We start from the raw sequence: 19,424 nt of genomic DNA on the forward strand, positions 1-19,424 counted from the left end.
CTTTTTTTAAAGCATCAAAAGTTAATTACTTAACTTCTACAGCAGCGCCAACTTCTTCAAGTTTAGCTTTGATTTCTTCAGCTTCTTCTTTAGCAGCAGCTTCTTTGATTACTTTTGGAGTGTTGTCAACTAATTCTTTAGCTTCTTTTAAGCCAAGACCAGTGATTTCACGAACAACTTTGATAACTTTGATTTTTTGTGCACCAGCGCTAGTTAGTTCCACATCAAATTCAGTTTTCTCAGCAGCAGCTTCTCCAGCGCCACCAGCAACAGCTACAGGAGCAGCAGCAGTTACGCCGAATTCTTCCTCGATAGCTTTTACTAAGTCGTTAAGTTCTAATACAGTCATAGATTTAACTGCTTCAATGATTTGTTCTTTAGTCATTGTAAATATCCTCCCTTAAATAGGTTTGTATTGTTTTATCGATAATACGTAATTATCTTTTAAAAAATTAAGCGCCTTGCTCTTCCTTTTGGTCTGCAACTGCTTTAGTAGCAAGTGCAAGGTTACGGATTGGAGCTTGAAGAACGCTAAGAAGCATAGAAAGTAAGCCTTCACGTGATGGAAGAGTAGCGATTGCTTTAACCTCATCAAGTGTTACAAGTTTACCTTCGATTACGCCCGCTTTAATTTCTAAAGCTTCATGATCTTTAGCGAAGTCGTTTAATACTTTCGCAGGAGCAACTACATCCTCGTTACTGAACGCGATTGCGTTTGGTCCTGTTAAGAATTCATTTAACTCAGCCATTTCAGCAGATTCTGCAGCACGACGAGTTAGAGAGTTTTTGTAAACTTTGAACTCAACGCCAGCTTCACGTAATTGCTTACGTAATTCTGTTGCTTCAGAAACTGTTAAACCACGGTAGTCAACAACGATTGTAGATTTACTAGCGCGAAGTTTGTCCGCGATTTCAGTTACAACTTGTTGTTTAGTTTCGATTACTTTGCTCATGTTATTACACCTCCTGTAGATTATATAGAAGATGTACCGAAAGTGCACTAAAAACCTCCATGCCCAACTTGTAGACATGGAGGCATATAGTCACAGAAAAAAGATTCCGCTTCGTATATTAACACCTAGGTAGGAAATTAAGTCTATTGACACCTACTGTCTACGGTACACTAATTAAATTCACAACATAAATGATTATATTAAAACTTCTTTATGAAGTCAACTTCCAAAATTTACGCTAATGTAGAAACGTCTACACGTACGCCAGGTCCCATTGTAGAAGCAACTGTTACGTTCTTCATGTAAGTACCTTTTGCAGCAGCTGGCTTAACTTTTTGTAAAGTGTCAGCAATTGTTTTGAAGTTTTCTACTAATTTAGCATCTTCGAAAGATACTTTACCGATTGGAACGTGGATGTTACCAGCTTTATCAACGCGGTATTCAACTTTACCAGCTTTGATTTCGTTAACAGCTTTAGTTACATCGAAAGTAACTGTTCCAGTTTTAGGGTTTGGCATTAAACCTTTAGGTCCTAATACGCGACCAAGTTTACCAACTTCACCCATCATGTCAGGAGTTGCTACTACTACATCGAAATCGAACCAACCTTGTTGGATTTTACCGATGTAATCAGTATCGCCTACGAAGTCAGCTCCAGCAGCTTCAGCTTCTTTAGCTTTTTCACCTTTAGCAAATACTAATACACGTTGTACTTTACCAGTACCGTGTGGAAGAACAACTGCGCCACGGATTTGTTGGTCAGCTTTCTTAGGGTCAACACCTAAACGGAATGCAGCTTCTACAGTTGCATCAAATTTAGCTGTGTTTGTTTTCTTTACTAATTCTACTGCTTCTGTTGCAGAGTAAGCAGCTGCACGATCAACAAGCTTTGCAGCTTCTACGTACTTTTTACCTCTTTTAGCCATTTTTATTTCCTCCTCGAATGTGGTTTTAGCGGAATAACCTCCCACGTTTACGCCTGTTTTCAGGTATAACCTGAGGATGAGCGCCATCCATTTATTTAAAAACGATAATCATTTACGATAATAAAGGTTGCGAATTGGAATTCCAGACCCGCAACCTTTTTTAAAACAAATCGAATTAGTCTTCGATAACGATGCCCATACTGCGTGCAGTACCTTCAACCATACGCATTGCAGCTTCTACGCTAGCAGCGTTTAGGTCAGGCATTTTAGTTTCAGCGATTTCGCGTACTTTATCACGCTTAACAGTTGCCACTTTATTACGGTTTGGTTCACCAGAACCAGACTCAATACCAGCTACTTTCTTAAGAAGAACAGCAGCAGGAGGAGTTTTAGTAATGAAAGTGAATGAACGGTCCTCAAATACCGTAATTTCAACAGGGATGATAAGACCAGCTTGATCTGCTGTACGAGCGTTAAACTCTTTACAGAAGCCCATGATGTTAACACCTGCTTGTCCTAATGCTGGACCAACTGGTGGAGCTGGGTTAGCTTTACCTGCAGGAATTTGAAGCTTTACCATTTTAATTACCTTTTTAGCCACGAGACACACCTCCTTAAGTCCGTGATGTGGTCAATTGGACAGTGATTTGCCCTCCCACGTCATATTTTATCTGTAAGGATAAAATCTTTCAAAAAACGTCTCCGATAACGAAGACGTACTGACTTAAAAGATATTATCACTTTTTACAATTCATTTCAAGTTTCATTTTATAATTTTTCAATTTGATGGAAGTCAAGTTCAACTGGAGTCTCGCGACCAAACATGTCCACAAGCACGCTAACCTTTTTCTTCTCCACATCAATTTCTTCAATAGCACCTGTATAATCTGCGAATGGCCCCTCATTTACACGTACTGTCTCATGAAGTTCAAAGTCGAAATCAACCACTTCGTTGTCCATTCCCATATGTTTCATAATGGTAACAACTTCCTCTTCTAATAGAGGTGATGGTTTAGATCCAGAACCAGAAGAACCAACGAACCCAGTTACACCCGGCGTGTTACGTACAACATACCAAGAGTCATCAGTCATGATTAATTCTACTAATACATAACCTGGGAACACTTTTCTTTTCATTAATTTTTCTTTTCCGTTTTTCATTTCTACTTCTACTTCTTCCGGGACAACAACACGGAAAATTTTATCTTGCATACCCATTGATTCTACACGTTTCTCTAGGTTTGCTTTTACTTTATTTTCATATCCAGAATAAGTATGGACAACATACCAACTTTTTTCCATTCATTTAGGACGAGCGTCCTTCCCTCCCTGACGTACATTTTTTTGCGCAAATGAAAAAACCCGTTCACCGGGCTTTTACACAGTTCTTATAAATAACATTATATCATGGATAAGTGCTTCTTATTCAAGAATTAACCAAGAATTAACCGAATTAAAGAAGAAATGCCCATATCAACTACTGCGAAGAAAATCGCAAAGAACACAACTGTAGCAACAACAGTCGCTGTTGAGCGGAGTAATTCATCTTTTTTAGGCCAACTTACTTTTTTCATTTCGCGACCTACATCGCCGAAAAAGTTCGTTAAACGCATCTGCGGGACCTCCAGTGTATTATTTCAATTATTTATTTTGTTTCCTTGTGAACTGTATGCTGATTGCATGTTTTACAAAACTTTTTTATTTCAAGTCGCTCTATTGAGCTCGTATCTTTCATAGTAGAGTAGTTTCGATTTTTACACTCTTCACATGAGAGTACAACTTTTTTCCTCATTAGTTACACCAACCTTGTAACATTATGTCCCTAAAAATGTATCATACAATAAAAGACAATGTCAATGACATGCATTTTGTACTCTCTACAAAAGAAAACAGGTGATTTATTTTACACCTGTAGCACTTGTTACTTCTTATGAATTTAAAGTTGTACTTTCTCTCATTTCCATATATCGTTCCAATTTTCTCTTTACTCTTTGTAAAGCGTTATCAATAGATTTCACATGCCTGTTTAACTGTTCTGAAATCTCTTGATAAGAACGACCATCTAAATATAAAGAAAGCACTTTCCTTTCTAAATCGCTTAATAATTCAGATATTTTTGATTCTATGTCTGTATATTCTTCCTGGCTAATGATCATCTCTTCAGGATCAGTCACCTTCGCTTCAGAAATAACATCCAATAACGTTCGATCAGATTCCTCATCGTAAATCGGCTTATCTAAAGACACATACGAATTTAAAGGAATATGTTTTTGTCTTGTTGCCGTTTTAATAGCGGTAATAATTTGTCGAGTGATACATAGTTCAGCAAATGCTTTGAATGAAGACAGCTTGTCCTCTTTATAATCACGAATTGCTTTAAACAACCCTATCATACCTTCTTGAACAATGTCTTCTCGATCGGCACCCACTAAAAAGTAAGATCTTGATTTCGCACGAACAAAGTTCTTATACTTGTGAATTAAATATTCTAGAGCGTCAGTATTACCTTTTCGAACTAACTCAACGATTGCCTCATCCTCTAAATCACGAAATGTAACGTCGCCTATACTTACGAAGCCTGCTTCCACCTTGATCCCTCCGACCGCTATTTATTTAGCAATATTATACAGTAAAAAGATAAAGAGCGTCAATGCTTCAACGCTCTCCTCTTCTTAATTTTTCTAATTTTTCTGTAATATCTTTACTAAATATCTTTCGCATGGCGGGCTGCTGTTCTTTCGTGTCTTTTGTGCGCCTTCTTACTTGTTGTTCCATCGCTTGTACTTCCAACTCTAATTCACGCGCAGATTTTCGAAGGGCACCTTGCCCAAATATAACCCATTGTTCTGTATAATCCGAAGTCGCAACATATATTTGTGTATTTATATTTCTAAGCTCTATCGCAAGTTGCTCTATCTTTTCGTCTGCAGTTTGATTCTTTCGTGTGAATATTACTTCTACACGAGATTGTTTCATCTTTTTTTCAATACCATGGACTGTATAGGCATCAAAGACTATCATCACTTTTGTACCTGTATAACCTTGATAATCCGCCATCTTATCAATAAGCGCATCTCTTGATGATTGTAAATCTACATCCCGCAGTTTCTTCAAATCTCCCCAAGCTCCGATAATGTTGTAACCGTCAACGATTAAAATATCGTTCATTTTTTATTTACCAATTTCGTGACGTTTACGATATACCTCATACATTAACAAACTTGCGGCTACTGAAGCATTTAAGGATGTAACTTTACCAACCATCGGTAAAGTGATTAAGAAATCACACTTTTCACCAATAATACGACTCATACCTTTTCCTTCACTACCAATTACTAACCCAATCGGCATTGTACCATCTAAATTACGGTAATCCGTTTTCCCTTTAGCATCTGTACCAGCAATCCAAAGTCCACGCTCTTTTAATTCATCAATTGTACGAGATAAGTTTGTTACGCGCGCAACAGGAATGTATTCAATCGCTCCTGTTGATGCTTTCGCAACTGATGCTGTAAGTCCCACAGCTCTTCTCTTCGGAATAATAATTCCATGAGCTCCTGTTGCATCAGCAGTACGCATAATAGAACCTAGGTTATGCGGATCTTCAATCTCATCTAAAATCAAGAAGAATGGATCTTCATTACGTTTTTCTGCCACTTTGAATAAATCTTCTAACTCTGCATACTGATATGCAGCTACTTGAGCAATTACACCTTGATGATTACCCTCAACTAATTGATCTAACTTTTTCTTTGGTGCATGTTGTAAAATAATCTTATTTTCTTTCGCTAACGCTAGTACAATTTGTACTTGTCCTTTGGCAGCACCTTCTGCGATCCAAATTTTATTAATATCTCTCCCTGATCTTAACGCTTCAATTACAGGGTTACGTCCGATAATATATTCACTAGTCATGATGATGTGCCCCCTTCCTTTTCTTCTAAAACTGCAATTGCCTTATATACAATTTCGTCTAATCTTTCACGATTATTTAATAAATGATGATAACCAATTAGCGCTTCAAAGGCTGTACTATGTCGATATGTTTGTACATCCGTATTTTTCGGAACTGTACCTGAATTTGCATTACGCCCTCTTCTTAATACCGCCTCTTCTTCCTCTGTCAAAAATGCCGTCTCTAATAAATGATAAACAACTTTCGCCTGTGCTTTTGCTGAAACAAAGCTCGTCCCTAAGCGGTGTAATTGATTAGGGCGAACTTTTCCTTTTTGAAGGAGGTGATAGCGGATATATTGTTCATATACCGCATCACCCATATACGCTAACGCCAAGCTGTTTAATTGCTTTGCATCGATCATCCTTATCCTCTTTTCCATCTTGTACCTTGAGCGGTATCTTCTAAAATAATATTACGTTCTTTTAAATCGTCACGAATTTGATCAGACAATGCAAAATCACGATTTTTACGAGCTTCAATGCGCTTTTGGATAAGCTCTTCAATTTCTTCATCCAGTAATTCTTCTTTTGATAATTCTAATCCTAAAATATCAAATAACGTTTCCAGTTGTTTTACGTATGCTTCAATCACAACTTTAGATGTATGCTCTTCAAGTAAATATTGATTTGCATGATTTGCTACGTTGTATAATTCGGTAATTGCATTTGCAGTGTTAAAGTCATCATTCATTGCCTCTTCAAATGCAGTCTGGAATTTCTCTATTTCAGCTAACCATTTCTCATTATGATCCGTTAAATCCGTACTACTCTCCATACGATGCTTTAAGTTTCCATAAGCTGTTTTAATTCTTTCCAGTCCATTATTCGTACTTTGTAATAACTCTTCACTAAAGTTAATCGGGTGACGATAGTGTACTGATAACATAAAGAATCTAATTAACTGCGGGTCGTATTGCTTAATAATATCGTGAACTAAAATAAAGTTACCAAGCGATTTAGACATCTTCTCATTATTAATATTAATATATCCATTATGCATCCAGTAACGTGCAAACGTTTTTCCAGTCAATGCCTCTGACTGCGCAATTTCATTTTCATGATGTGGGAAAGCCAAGTCTTGACCACCAGCATGAATGTCAATTGTATCCCCTAAGTACTTACGCGCCATTGCTGAGCATTCAATATGCCATCCTGGACGTCCTTGCCCCCAAGGGCTTTCCCAGAAGATTTCTCCTTCTTTCGCAGCTTTCCATAAAGCAAAATCAAGAGGGTCTTGTTTCTTTTCCCCTACCTCAATACGAGCACCGTGACGTAAATCTGCGATTGGTTGATGTGATAATTTACCGTAACCTTCGAATTCCTTCGTCTTAAAGTACACATCACCCTCTGATTCATATGCATACCCTTTATTCACAAGTTCTTGAATAAATTCAATAATGATATCCATATTTTCTGTTACACGAGGATGAACTGTTGCGTGTTTGCAACCTAGTGCTGTTACATCTTCAAAGTACGCTTCAACAAAACGATCAGCAATTGTCGGTACATCTTCACCTAATTCATTTGCCGCTTTAATTAATTTATCATCTACATCCGTAAAGTTAGATACATATTGCACATCGTATCCTTTGTATTCTAAATAACGACGCACTGTATCGAATACCATAGGAGGCCTTGCATTCCCAATATGAATGTAGTTATAAACTGTAGGTCCGCATACATACATCTTTACCTTATTTTCTTCTAATGGAACAAACTCTTCTTTTTGACGTGTTAACGTATTATAAATGTGAATAGTCATTTTTATCCTTCCTTTCTACCTTTAATTCCAATTGTTTCTTCAATTTATCAAGTTCTACTTCCATAGCCTTTAATTTATCAAAAATCGGATCCGGAAGGTCAGAGTGATTTAATTCTTGACCAATCTTTACTCCATTTTGAATAACGACACGGCCAGGTATACCTACAACTGTAGAATGTGCAGGAACTTCTTTTAATACGACAGACCCTGCTCCGATTTTAGAATTCTCTCCCACAGTAATAGAACCAAGAACTTTAGCACCCGTCGCAATTAATACATTATCCTGAATTGTTGGATGCCTCTTTCCTTTTTCTTTTCCTGTACCACCTAATGTAACCCCTTGATAAATCGTTACATTATCACCAATTTCACAAGTTTCTCCGATTACAACTCCCATTCCATGATCTATGAAAAAACGTCGACCAATTGTTGCTCCTGGATGGATCTCAATGCCAGTAAAAAAGCGGCTCACTTGTGAAACAAAACGTGCAAGAAAGAAAAAATTTCTTTTATAAAAAGCATGTGCAATTCGATGGGCCCAAACTGCATGTAATCCAGAGTAAGTTAAAATGACTTCGAAATAACCTCTTGCCGCTGGATCCTGTTCAAAAACGACTTCAATATCTTCCCGAAGCCTCTTAAACATCGGTGTTCCCTCCCCTTTATGGGCTGCTTTTTTGTCGAGCGAACTAACTCCCCTAACTCATCACTTCTCCCCTAATTCTTTATATAAGGAGATAAATTCTATATTCATACCTATTTACACGGTATAAAAAAAAGGCGTCTCTGTCATATTGACAGAGACGCCTTTTAAGCGCGGTTCCACTCTGTTTAGGCTTAAAAAAGCCTCAAACTCATCCATGATAACGGTGTAAACCGCTTCTGCTTACTTTGCGGCCTAAGACATCCCACGAAGCAATTCGCTGTTCAGCAGAAGACTCGAAGGGGCATTTCAAAAATCCGCTTATAAACCACTCCCAGCCTAAAGGTGGTTCTCTCTGTAAAAAGCCTGATTTTCTACTTCTCCTTCTCGTCGCTTTTCCTTATTAGGTTTTAGGTATACTTATTATATTTCTAAACCTAGAAAATGTTAACCAATTACTTTTTGAAGACGATTTAAAACTTTTTCTTTTCCAAGAAGTGCAATAGCATTCGGAAGCTCTGGACCATGCGTTTGTCCTGTAGTTGCAACACGGATTGGCATAAATAAATTTTTACCTTTATGTCCTGTTTCCTTTTGAACTGCTTTAATCGCTGCCTTAATTGCTGCTGGCTCCATTGCTTCTAGAGCTTCTATTTGACCAGCAAATGCACGAAGTACTTCAGGTACTTGTTCACCATTTAATACTTCTTGTCCTTCTTCTTCATAATCAACATGATCTTTAAAGAACATTTCAGAAAGCTCTACAATTTCAGCTCCAAAACTCATTTGTTCATGGTATAAAGCAATTACATCACGAATCCAAGCTTGGTCTTGTTCGCTTAAAGTTTCTCCCACACGTCCAGCTTTCACTAAATGCGGTAAGCTTAACTCTACAACCGTATCTAAATCTTGCTTTTTCATATACTGGTTGTTCATCCATTTTAGTTTTTGAGAATCAAATAATGCAGGTGATTTTGATAAACGAGCTGCATCGAACATTTTGATAAACTCATCTTTAGAGAAGATTTCTTCTTCTCCTACCGGAGACCAACCTAGTAGTGCAATAAAGTTAAAGATTGCTTCTGGAAGATACCCAAGCTCTTTATATTGCTCAATAAATTGAATAATAGATTCATCACGCTTACTTAACTTTTTACGACTTTCATTAACAATTAGAGTCATATGACCGAATTGTGGAATATCCCAGCCGAAAGCTTCATAAATCATCATTTGTTTCGGTGTATTTGAAATATGATCATCACCACGAAGTACATGTGTAATTTCCATTAGATGATCATCTACTGCTACTGCAAAGTTATAAGTTGGAATTCCATCCTTTTTCACAATAACAAAATCACCGAAATCATTTGAATGAAACGCAACTTCATCTTTTACAATATCTTTGAATGTGTAGTCACGATCAGCTGGTACACGGAAACGAATACTTGGAATACGTCCCTCAGCTTCAAATTCTTTCACTTGTTCTTCAGTTAATTCACGGTGGTTACCTGCGTAACGAGGTGTTTCACCGCGAGCGATTTGTCCTTCACGCTCTGCTTCTAGCTCTTCTTCTGTCATATAACATTTATAAGCTAGACCACGCTCTAATAAATCTTCATATAATTTTTTATAAATATCTAAACGCTCTGTTTGGCGATATGGTCCAAATTCACCACCAACATCAACACCTTCATCCCAGTCCATACCGAGCCATTTCAAGTATTTTAATTGGCTTTCTTCTCCACCAGCCACGTTACGTTTTACATCAGTATCTTCAATACGAATAATAAATTTGCCATCTAAATGACGAGCAAATAAATAATTAAATAATGCCGTACGCGCATTTCCGATATGTAAGTGTCCTGTTGGACTTGGCGCGTAGCGCACTCTCACTTGCTTTTCCATAATTGGTACACCTTCCATTCTTAATGTCAACACATTCTATAATTGTACACCAAAAAAATGTGATTATCCATCTTACGAATTAAAAACCATTATTTTTTCTGTAATAAAACAACCGCTTGAGAAGCAATCCCTTCTTCTCTACCTGTAAATCCTAATTTTTCTGTTGTTGTTGCCTTTACATTAATGTTATCGATAGACGTTTCTAACAGTTCACTAATGCGCTTACGCATACTCTCAATATGTGGTGCCATTTTTGGTTTTTGAGCAATAATTGTACAATCTAAATTTCCTAACTCGTAACCTTGTTCACGCACAAATTCCCAAACTTTTTGTAACAATACAGCTGAATCTGCATCTTTAAAAGCTGGGTCTGTATCAGGAAAATGCTTTCCGATATCTCCTGCTGCAATCGCACCTAAACATGCATCAGCAATCGTATGTAACAATACATCTGCATCTGAATGGCCGATTAATCCTTTCTCGTGTGGAATTGTAATTCCACCGATAATCAACGGTCGCCCTTCCGCAAATTCATGTACATCAAAACCTTGTCCAATTCGAAACATCCTTACTTCCTCCTTAAGCTAAACTACTGAGCTTTATGACTCTATATTATATCGCTATCCTTATAAAGAAAAGCCCGGCTGTTGCCGAGCTTTTCTTTATTAACACGTCATCAATGTTATTTCTTTTGAACACGTAGGAAACTTTCAGCAATTAATAGATCTTCCGGAGTCGTCACTTTAATATTATAGTAACTCCCCTCTACTACACCTACTTGCTTCCCAACACGTTCTACAAGACTTGCATCATCTGTGCCAAGAAAACAACTTTGCTTTGCGCTTCTATGAGCTTCTAGCAAAAGAGAAACAGAGAATCCTTGTGGTGTTTGTACAGCGTTAAGTTGAGATCGCTCTACCGTTTCTACAACAACACCCTGCTCTACTTTCTTAACAGTATCTTTTACTGGCACTGCACAAATGGAAGCTCCATATTTTTCTGCTGCAGTTAATACATCGCGAATCACTTTATTCGTTACGAACGGGCGCGCCCCGTCATGCACAAGAACATATTCGACACCACTCGCATACTGAAGTGCGTTATAGACGCTATCTTGTCTTTCGGCTCCACCCTGAATGAATTGTACGTGCTTTTCAATCTGGTACTTCTGCATTAACTCTTCAAAATACGGGCGTTCTTCTTCGTTAATTGCCATAATAATACTTTTGCACGCTTTATCTTTTTCAAAAGCACGCAATGTGTGCACAATAATTGGTACTTCATCTATAAGTAAAAATAACTTATTTTTACCAGCACCCATTCGTTTTCCTTGGCCCGCTGCCGGAATAATTAATGTATACATATTAATAATCCTCTACTTATAATGCTTTTTCTAGCAATTTACGTTTTGCGAAAATCATACGACCAGCCGATGTTTGTAATACGCTAGTAACAAGTACGTCAAGTTGTGAACCCACATACTCTCTACCATCTTCTACTACAATCATCGTACCATCATCTAAGTATGCAACACCTTGATTTTGTTCTTTACCATCTTTCACAACATAAACACTTAATTCTTCACCAGGGAGTACGACTGGTTTAATCGCATTAGCTAAATCATTAATGTTTAACACCGTAACCCCTTGTAATTCAGAAACTTTGTTTAAATTGAAATCGTTTGTTACTACAGTTCCACCAGTGATTTTTGCCAACTTTACAAGCTTGCTATCTACTTCTTGGATATCATCGAAATCGCCTTCATAAATTTCTACCGGAATTGGCATCTCCTTTTGAATACGATTTAAAATGTCTAGCCCTCTGCGGCCACGATTACGCTTTAAAGCATCTGAAGAATCGGCAATATGCTGAAGCTCTTCTAATACGAATTGCGGAATGACAATTGTTCCTTCTAAAAACTTTGTTTGGCAAATATCTGCAATACGTCCGTCAATAATTACACTCGTATCGAGAATTTTCCAATGAGTCGTAGATTTTTCTGCTTCGACCTCTACCTCTTCATTCTCACTATTGTTTTTCTTCTTACCTCCGCGTTGGGGTAATGTAAATAATCCTAGCAATTCATTCCTCTTTTTAAATCCTACTTGGAATCCTAAATATCCAAGTAAAAGGGTGAAGAACACTTGCAACACCGTACTAATAACTGGAATTGTAAATTCACGAATTGGTATCAAAATTAAATATGCAACAATAAGACCAGAGATTAATCCTAATGTACCAAATAAAACATCTGCTACAGGCGCCTTTACCAGAGCCTCTTCAATATGCTTAATAAGTTGAACAATATAATCTACAAGCCAAAATGTTGTTAAAAATAAAATAATTGCACCAATAATTGCACGAACATACGATCCTTCCAACAAAGGAACCGCACCGATATCTAATACATTAATAATTTTTGGGATTAAGTAAATCCCTAACGCTCCCCCGATCACTAAAAAGAAGAGCTGTACAATCCGTTTTAACATCCAACCACCTCCTACTCATTATTAACCATTGTTTCGCTAATCAAAACGCCGAATGCAAAAGCGGACGTGTTTTTTTGTAAATAGTTTTATTTACAAATATATCATATCATATACCAAAAATGTTCTAGTGTCGTTATATTATAGAATCAATGTAATATTCTTAATTGTGTCTACTCATATAGAGATGCTCTTGAATTCTTTTTAGACCTTCTCGTATTTTCTTCGCTCTCACTTCTCCAATTCCTTCCACATCATCCAATTCATTAATAGTTGCTCGGCAAACACCTTGCAATGTTTTAAATCGATTAATTAAATTCTCGATAATAAGTGGCGGAACACGAGAAATCTTGCTTGTGATTCGGTACCCTCTAGGTGTCACACTTTCTTCTAAACTTGTTTGTCCTGGATAGCCAAGCAATTTAACTAAATCACTATCCTCTAAAAGTTGTGTATTTGCAAGATCTTGTAACTTTTTCAAGATTTGATGATGGTCTTGTGTTTTCTCCTGGTGATAATCTTTAATTAACAATGCTGCCTCTGCCTCTAAATCAGCTAGTAATTCTGTAAGCTGTAAACGAATTAACCTACCTTCTGTTCCTAACTCATGAATATAGCTCAATATTTCATTTTTAATACGCAGCACCATTTCAACACTATGTAAAACGTGAACCACCTCGGACATTGTAACGACCTCTTCAAATTCTAGAATACCCAAATTCGTAATGCCGTCATTCCATACAGCCTTATATTTTTCTAGCGTTTGAATTGCTTGATTTGCCTTCGTTAAAATGACACCTATATCTTTTAATGTATAACGTAAGTTCCCTTGATATAGCGTAATTACATTACGTCTTTGTGAAATGGCCACAACAAGGCTGCCCGTCTGCTTTGCTACACGCTCTGCTGTTCGGTGACGCATACCTGTTTCAATAGAATCAATAGATGAATCTGGAACTAACTGTGCGTTTGCAATTAAAATTTTACTTCCAGTTTCATTTAAAATAAGTGCTCCATCCATTTTTGCTAATTCATATAAACTAGCAGGAGAGAATGCGCAATTAATATGAAAACCACCATCAACAATGCTTTTAATCTGCTCATTATACCCAAGAACAATTAGTCCCCCCGTTTGTGCGCGAAGTACATTATCTATCCCTTCGCGCAGTGGTGTTCCTGGGGCCACGAGCTGTAAAATGTTAATCATACTTTTGACACGTTGCTTATTTTCTTCCATAGCCTAGCCTCCTAATGTCAAACGAAGCGCTTCTCCCAAATTAGAAACACCTACAACCTCAATCCCCTCTGGAATTGTCCATCCCCCTAAATTTTTTCTAGGAATGATAGCACGTTGAAATCCTAATTTAGCTGCTTCTTGTACACGTTGTTCAATTCTTGATACTCTTCTTATTTCTCCAGTTAATCCAACTTCTCCTATTACCGCATCAGTTGGTGCCGTAGATTTATCTCTAAAACTTGAAGCTATACTTAAGGCGACAGCTAAATCAATTGCCGGTTCGTCTAATTTCAAACCACCAGCTACTTTTAAATACGCATCTTGATTTTGTAATAGTAAACCTGTTCTTTTCTCTAGTACCGCCATAATAAGCGAGACACGATTATGATCAATTCCTGTCGCCATTCTTCGAGGATTTCCAAAACTAGTAGGGGAAATTAATGCCTGTATTTCTACTAAAACTGGTCTTGTTCCTTCCATTGAGGCAACTACTGTTGAACCTGCAACTCCAACTGGTCTTTCCTCAAGGAAAATTTCAGAAGGATTTAAGACTTCTGCAAGGCCAAGTTCTTTCATTTCAAAGATACCCATTTCATTCGTAGAACCAAAACGATTCTTTACAGCTCGTAAAATACGATATGTATGGTGTCGATCTCCTTCAAAGTAAAGAACTGCATCGACCATATGTTCTAGCATACGCGGTCCCGCAATTGCACCTTCTTTTGTCACATGTCCTACGATGAAAATTGGGATTCCCTTTGTTTTTGCAAGTTTCATTAATTCTGCTGTACATTCACGTACTTGCGCCACACTACCAGGAGCTGATGTCACCTCAGGTAAATGTATCGTTTGAATAGAATCAATAACAACAAAAGCAGGATTCATCTCTTCAATATGTGCTGCAATACGCTGTAAATCTGTCTCTGATACAACAAATAGATTACTACCATTTACATGTAAACGATCTGCACGAAGTTTAATCTGCTTTGCTGACTCCTCACCTGATATATACAATACATCATATGAAGCATCTGCTAATTGCGAGGAAATCTGTAATAATAACGTTGATTTTCCAATCCCAGGGTCCCCACCAATAAGTACTAAAGATCCATCTACAATTCCGCCACCTAGTACACGGTTAAACTCTTGAAATTTTGTTTCAATACGTGCCTCAGACTTTGTTTCTACTTCTGTAAGACGTCTTGGTTTTGTTACTTCTGTTTGAATTGCATTTGCATAATTTAGGCGTCTGGATGATACAACGGGTTCCATCTCTTCAACAAGCGAATTCCATTGACCACACCCTGGACATTTACCCATATATTTTGGTGATTGATAACCACACTCTTGACATGTGAATTTTGTTTTCTTTTTAGCCATATCTTTTTATATTTCACTTCGCTTTCATCTATAAACATTTGACCTTCTCGTACAAGAAAGAGGGCTATCTCGTAGCCCTCTTAGTTTGTCTATACTTATTTTACCTTTTCAGCACTATGAATGACAAATGTTTCCCCTTCTACATCAAAGATAACTTTTTGACCTTTCTCAATAGCACCTTTTAAAAGTTCTTCCGATAGTCTATCTTCTACATGCTTCTGAATTGCTCTACGTAGTGGACGAGCACCATATTCACGATCAAACCCTTTATCAGCAATAGCTGCAATCGCTCCTTCTGTTAAGTGCAATTCAATTTCTTGTTCTTTTAAGCGATTCACTAACTGATTTACCATAAGAGTCACAATTTCTTGAATATGTTTTTTCTCAAGCATATGGAATACGATAATTTCATCAATACGGTTTAAGAATTCTGGACGAAATGCCTTTTTCAGCTCATCCATTACTTTACCTTTCATATCCGAATAATCACGGCTTTCATCTTGTACGTTAAATCCAAGATGTTTGTTACGTTTTAACGCCTCAGCACCAACGTTAGACGTCATAATAACAATCGTATTACGGAAATCAACTGTACGTCCTTTAGAATCAGTTAAACGACCATCTTCCAATACCTGTAGTAGAATATTAAATACATCAGGATGTGCCTTCTCTACTTCATCTAATAGGACAACTGAATAAGGCTTACGACGAACCTTCTCTGTTAATTGTCCGCCTTCTTCATACCCAACATATCCTGGAGGAGAACCAACTAAGCGAGAAGTTGAATGTTTCTCCATATACTCAGACATATCAATGCGAATCATTGCATCCTCATCACCGAACATAGATTCTGCCAATGCTCTTGCTAATTCTGTTTTACCTACACCTGTTGGCCCTAAGAAAATAAATGAACCAATTGGACGTTTCGGATCTTTCAATCCTGCTCTTGCACGACGAACAGCTTTCGCTACAGCCACTACAGCTTCATCCTGACCGATGACACGATCATGAAGAATGGATTCTAAGTTTAATAATTTATCAGTCTCTGTTTGTGCAAGTTTAGAAACAGGGATACGTGTCCATGTAGAAACGACATTTGCAATATCTTCTACCGTAACCTCTGAATTTTCTTTTCCTTGTTGCTCTTTCCACTGACGTTTTGTATCTTCCAATTTCTCACGTAAGCGTTGTTCCATATCACGTAAGGAAGCAGCCTTTTCAAACTCTTGACTTTGTACAGCCGCATCTTTTTCTTTTCGAATTTCCTCAAGCTTCACTTCAAGCTCTTTTAAGTTTGGTGGTGTTGTATAAGAACGCAAGCGAACTTTTGAAGCAGCTTCATCAATTAAATCAATTGCTTTATCCGGTAAGAAACGATCCGTAATATAACGATCAGAAAGTTTTACAGCTGCATCAATTGCATCATCTGTAATAGACACACGGTGATGCGCCTCATAACGATCGCGTAACCCTTTCAAGATTTGAGTTGATTCTTCTAGACTCGGCTCATCAACATGAATTGGCTGGAAACGTCTCTCTAAAGCTGCATCCTTTTCAATATATTTACGATACTCATCTAAAGTTGTCGCACCAATACATTGTAATTCTCCGCGTGCTAAAGATGGTTTTAAAATATTCGATGCATCGATTGCACCTTCTGCTCCACCTGCACCGATTAATGTATGAAGTTCATCAATAAATAGAATAATATTCCCTGCTTGACGTATTTCATCCATTACTTTCTTTAAACGATCTTCAAACTCACCACGATATTTCGTCCCAGCTACCACTGTCCCCATATCTAGTGTCATAACACGCTTATCTCTTAACGTTTCAGGAACTTCATTATTTACGATTTGCTGTGCTAACCCTTCAGCAATTGCTGTTTTACCTACACCAGGCTCTCCAATTAACACTGGATTGTTTTTTGTTCTACGGCTTAACACTTCAATTACACGTTGAATTTCTTTACTACGTCCAATAACAGGATCCAAACGATTCTCACGTGCAACAACTGTTAAGTCGCGCGCTAAACTGTCTAGTGTCGGTGTATTTGCATTTGTCGATGAACCACCTTGGTGACCTGAACTTGCTTCGTTACTTCCAAGAAGTTGTAACACTTGTTGTCTTGCTTTGTTGAGGCTTACACCTAAATTATTTAATACACGTGCCGCTACACCTTCACCTTCACGGATTAAGCCAAGTAAAATATGTTCTGTTCCAACGTAAGAATGTCCTAGCTTACGCGCTTCATCCATAGACAATTCAATAACTTTTTTAGCACGAGGTGTATAATGTACAGTTTGAGAAGCTTCTGTTCCACGTCCAATTAACGCTTCTACCTCTTTTTGCACTTTCTCCGGGCTCAATCCAAGAGCAATTAACGCTTTTGCTGCAATTCCTTCACCTTCGCGTACAAGCCCAAGTAAAATATGTTCTGTTCCAATGTTATTATGCCCAATGCGAATTGCTTCCTCTTGAGATAAAGCTAATACTTTCTGTGCTCTTTCTGTAAATCTTCCAAACATCATAGAAATCGCCTCCTACTTGCGCTTAGTTTTTTTCAATACGTAATCGCTCACGGATTAAGGTTGCTCTTCGATAATCTCTTTCTTCTGGTCCTAAAGGTCCTCCTGCATATTGTTGTAAAATACCAGGTTGCGTAAGAACCATTAGCTCAGTCAAAATATTTCTCGATATACCTTTTATATATCCTAGATCAATACCGAGTCGTACATCCGATAAGCAAGTTGCCGCTTCTGCAGATTGAATTAAACGACTGTTTGCTAGTATACCGTAAGAACGATAAACCTTATCTTCAAGCTCAATGCTCGAATTTTGTACAATTAATTCTCTGGCCAATTTTTCTTGTTGTATAATTTGCTGCATGACACTCTTTAAATCTGCAATAATATCTTCTTCGGATTTCCCTAACGTCATTTGATTTGATACTTGAAATATATTACCTAACGCTTCGCTACCTTCACCGTATATTCCTCTTACTACTAAACCTAATTTTTGAATTACTTGTATAATACGGCTAATTCTTTTTGTTAAAACCAGCCCTGGTAAATGAATCATTACAGAAGCTCTTAATCCTGTACCAACGTTAGTAGGACAACTCGTAATATATCCAAGTGATTCATCAAAAGCATATTCAACCTCTTTCTCAATCCAATTATCTATTTGATTGGCGCTTTGAAGAGCCTTTGATAACTGTAGTCCTGGAAATAGGCACTGAATCCTAATGTGGTCTTCCTCATTAAGCATCACACTAATGTGTTCGCTTTCTGATAACAGACATGCTCCATATTCGGTCCCTGCTAGATTTGGACTAATTAAATGCTTTTCGACTAAAACTCTCCTTTGAAGAGGAGTTAGTTCATTCATTTTTAATAGTCCAAACTTCCCAAAGGGCTCTACCGCTTTATTTATAAATTTCTTTTTAAATAATTCTTGAACCTTTTGAGCTTCCTCTTCGTTTTGCATAGTAGAAAATTGATATTGCTTAAAATTACGAGCCAAACGAATTCGACTACTTAAAACAATATCAGAATCAGGGCCATCCCCCTTCATCCATGGACTAATCGCTTCATTCATAATTTTGTCCAGTGACATAGAACTACTCCCCCTCTCTATGCTCACTAAGCTGAGTTTCAAGCCCTCGAATTTCATCTCTTACCTCAGCAGCTTTCTCAAACTCCTCATTCTGTACATATTGTTTCAGAATAAGTTTTAGTTCATCTAATTCTTTCTTTAAGTGGATATTTCCTTCCATTCGTTCCGGAATTTTTCCACAATGTTCTGTATGTCCACCATGAAGTCGCTTTAACAATGGGTTTAAGTGTCCTTTAAATGTATCGTAACAAGAAGCACAACCAAAGCGTCCCACTTTTGTAAAATGTTCATATGTCATCTTACAATCTGGACATCTTACTGTATTTGTATTTGAAAACCCGTTTTTTCCTTCTCCAAACATTGTTGATTCACCGTGTAATAAACCAGCAAATACATCATGAAATGAAAAGTTAGACTGTGATGATTGAAAGAAAGACGTATAGCCACTTTGCTCCGCACATTGCTCACAAAGATGAACTTCCGCCTTCTTCTCGTTGATTACTTTTGTATAATGTAAAGTTGCTGGTCTTATATTACAGTTTTGACAAGTCATCAAT

At 37.5% G+C, this 19,424-nt stretch carries 22 protein-coding genes and 2 other annotated features; all 22 genes read right to left on the minus strand.

All coding sequences use genetic code 11. The features are described from left to right. Nucleotides 1–25 precede the first annotated feature (25 nt). The 22 genes from rplL to mcsA all read right to left on the minus strand — a co-directional run bounded on the left by rplL (nt 26) and on the right by mcsA (nt 19,420). Nucleotides 26–385 carry a 50S ribosomal protein L7/L12 gene (gene rplL / locus IQ781_RS15010; RefSeq protein ID WP_000159736.1) on the minus strand — a complete coding sequence of 120 codons (360 nt, stop codon included), beginning with the start codon at nt 383–385 and terminating at the stop codon, nt 26–28. Between the two features lie 67 nt (nt 386–452). Then, nucleotides 453–953 carry a 50S ribosomal protein L10 gene (gene rplJ / locus IQ781_RS15015; protein WP_000048716.1) on the minus strand — a complete coding sequence of 167 codons (501 nt, stop codon included), beginning with the start codon at nt 951–953 and terminating at the stop codon, nt 453–455. Between the two features lie 39 nt (nt 954–992). Then, nucleotides 993–1,137, minus strand: a sequence feature (ribosomal protein L10 leader region). 49 nt (nt 1,138–1,186) lie between these two features. Continuing rightward, nucleotides 1,187–1,879 carry a 50S ribosomal protein L1 gene (gene rplA / locus IQ781_RS15020; RefSeq protein ID WP_001987630.1) on the minus strand — a complete coding sequence of 231 codons (693 nt, stop codon included), beginning with the start codon at nt 1,877–1,879 and terminating at the stop codon, nt 1,187–1,189. Nucleotides 1,880–2,054: 175 nt separating this feature from the next. Next, the gene (gene rplK, locus IQ781_RS15025) at nt 2,055–2,480 is read right to left on the minus strand and encodes a 50S ribosomal protein L11 (RefSeq protein ID WP_001085872.1); all 426 of its coding nucleotides are present in this window, start codon (nt 2,478–2,480) and stop codon (nt 2,055–2,057) included. 167 nt (nt 2,481–2,647) lie between these two features. Then, nucleotides 2,648–3,181 carry a transcription termination/antitermination protein NusG gene (gene nusG / locus IQ781_RS15030; RefSeq protein ID WP_000415794.1) on the minus strand — a complete coding sequence of 178 codons (534 nt, stop codon included), beginning with the start codon at nt 3,179–3,181 and terminating at the stop codon, nt 2,648–2,650. Nucleotides 3,182–3,312: 131 nt separating this feature from the next. After that, on the minus strand, nt 3,313–3,492 hold the full coding sequence (gene secE / locus IQ781_RS15035) for a preprotein translocase subunit SecE (RefSeq protein WP_001241323.1): 180 nt from the start codon (nt 3,490–3,492) through the stop codon (nt 3,313–3,315). A 32-nt stretch (nt 3,493–3,524) separates the two neighbouring features. Then, a complete protein-coding gene (rpmG, locus tag IQ781_RS15040) occupies nt 3,525–3,671 on the minus strand; it encodes a 50S ribosomal protein L33 (RefSeq protein WP_014481927.1) in 147 nt (48 codons plus the stop codon). A gap of 136 nt (nt 3,672–3,807) precedes the next feature. Then, nucleotides 3,808–4,467 carry an RNA polymerase factor sigma-70 gene (locus IQ781_RS15045; RefSeq protein ID WP_000387193.1) on the minus strand — a complete coding sequence of 220 codons (660 nt, stop codon included), beginning with the start codon at nt 4,465–4,467 and terminating at the stop codon, nt 3,808–3,810. Between the two features lie 67 nt (nt 4,468–4,534). Continuing rightward, nucleotides 4,535–5,047, minus strand: coding sequence for an NYN domain-containing protein (locus IQ781_RS15050; protein ID WP_000997886.1), 513 nt, complete (start codon nt 5,045–5,047; stop codon nt 4,535–4,537). A gap of 3 nt (nt 5,048–5,050) precedes the next feature. After that, a complete protein-coding gene (gene rlmB / locus IQ781_RS15055) occupies nt 5,051–5,794 on the minus strand; it encodes a 23S rRNA (guanosine(2251)-2'-O)-methyltransferase RlmB (RefSeq protein ID WP_000200237.1) in 744 nt (247 codons plus the stop codon). Next, nucleotides 5,791–6,198 (minus strand): Mini-ribonuclease 3, encoded by a 408-nt coding sequence (locus tag IQ781_RS15060; protein WP_000564261.1) that lies wholly within the window; start codon nt 6,196–6,198, stop codon nt 5,791–5,793. Before IQ781_RS15060 ends, rlmB begins: the two co-directional genes overlap by 4 nt. A 2-nt stretch (nt 6,199–6,200) precedes the next feature. Beyond that, the gene (cysS, locus tag IQ781_RS15065) at nt 6,201–7,598 is read right to left on the minus strand and encodes a cysteine--tRNA ligase (protein WP_000152276.1); all 1,398 of its coding nucleotides are present in this window, start codon (nt 7,596–7,598) and stop codon (nt 6,201–6,203) included. Beyond that, complete coding sequence (gene cysE, locus IQ781_RS15070; protein ID WP_000476497.1) at nt 7,579–8,244, minus strand: serine O-acetyltransferase; 666 nt, start codon at nt 8,242–8,244, stop codon at nt 7,579–7,581. The genes cysS and cysE overlap by 20 nt, the downstream gene beginning before the upstream one ends. Nucleotides 8,245–8,394: 150 nt before the next feature. Beyond that, nucleotides 8,395–8,641, minus strand: a binding site (T-box leader). Between the two features lie 47 nt (nt 8,642–8,688). Further along, on the minus strand, nt 8,689–10,146 hold the full coding sequence (gene gltX, locus IQ781_RS15075; RefSeq protein ID WP_000415143.1) for a glutamate--tRNA ligase: 1,458 nt from the start codon (nt 10,144–10,146) through the stop codon (nt 8,689–8,691). A gap of 89 nt (nt 10,147–10,235) precedes the next feature. After that, a complete protein-coding gene (ispF, locus tag IQ781_RS15080) occupies nt 10,236–10,712 on the minus strand; it encodes a 2-C-methyl-D-erythritol 2,4-cyclodiphosphate synthase (RefSeq protein ID WP_000488386.1) in 477 nt (158 codons plus the stop codon). 116 nt (nt 10,713–10,828) lie between these two features. Continuing rightward, nucleotides 10,829–11,509 (minus strand): 2-C-methyl-D-erythritol 4-phosphate cytidylyltransferase, encoded by a 681-nt coding sequence (gene ispD / locus IQ781_RS15085; RefSeq protein WP_000288284.1) that lies wholly within the window; start codon nt 11,507–11,509, stop codon nt 10,829–10,831. Between the two features lie 16 nt (nt 11,510–11,525). Beyond that, nucleotides 11,526–12,635, minus strand: coding sequence for a PIN/TRAM domain-containing protein (locus IQ781_RS15090; protein ID WP_000919677.1), 1,110 nt, complete (start codon nt 12,633–12,635; stop codon nt 11,526–11,528). Between the two features lie 160 nt (nt 12,636–12,795). Beyond that, complete coding sequence (disA, locus tag IQ781_RS15095) at nt 12,796–13,869, minus strand: DNA integrity scanning diadenylate cyclase DisA (protein ID WP_000392163.1); 1,074 nt, start codon at nt 13,867–13,869, stop codon at nt 12,796–12,798. Between the two features lie 3 nt (nt 13,870–13,872). Further along, a complete protein-coding gene (gene radA, locus IQ781_RS15100) occupies nt 13,873–15,249 on the minus strand; it encodes a DNA repair protein RadA (protein WP_001085202.1) in 1,377 nt (458 codons plus the stop codon). Nucleotides 15,250–15,344: 95 nt separating this feature from the next. Then, a complete protein-coding gene (gene clpC, locus IQ781_RS15105) occupies nt 15,345–17,780 on the minus strand; it encodes an ATP-dependent protease ATP-binding subunit ClpC (RefSeq protein WP_000971183.1) in 2,436 nt (811 codons plus the stop codon). 22 nt (nt 17,781–17,802) lie between these two features. Beyond that, nucleotides 17,803–18,867: a protein-arginine kinase McsB gene (mcsB, locus tag IQ781_RS15110; protein ID WP_000050842.1), complete on the minus strand. Its 1,065-nt coding sequence runs from the start codon at nt 18,865–18,867 to the stop codon at nt 17,803–17,805. A gap of 4 nt (nt 18,868–18,871) precedes the next feature. Further along, nucleotides 18,872–19,420 carry a protein-arginine kinase activator protein McsA gene (gene mcsA, locus IQ781_RS15115; protein ID WP_000128399.1) on the minus strand — a complete coding sequence of 183 codons (549 nt, stop codon included), beginning with the start codon at nt 19,418–19,420 and terminating at the stop codon, nt 18,872–18,874. Nucleotides 19,421–19,424: the final 4 nt, after the last annotated feature.

Origin of the sequence: Bacillus sp. N447-1 (assembly GCF_022701035.1) — a bacterium.
Lineage (GTDB): Bacteria > Bacillota > Bacilli > Bacillales > Bacillaceae_G > Bacillus_A > Bacillus_A cereus.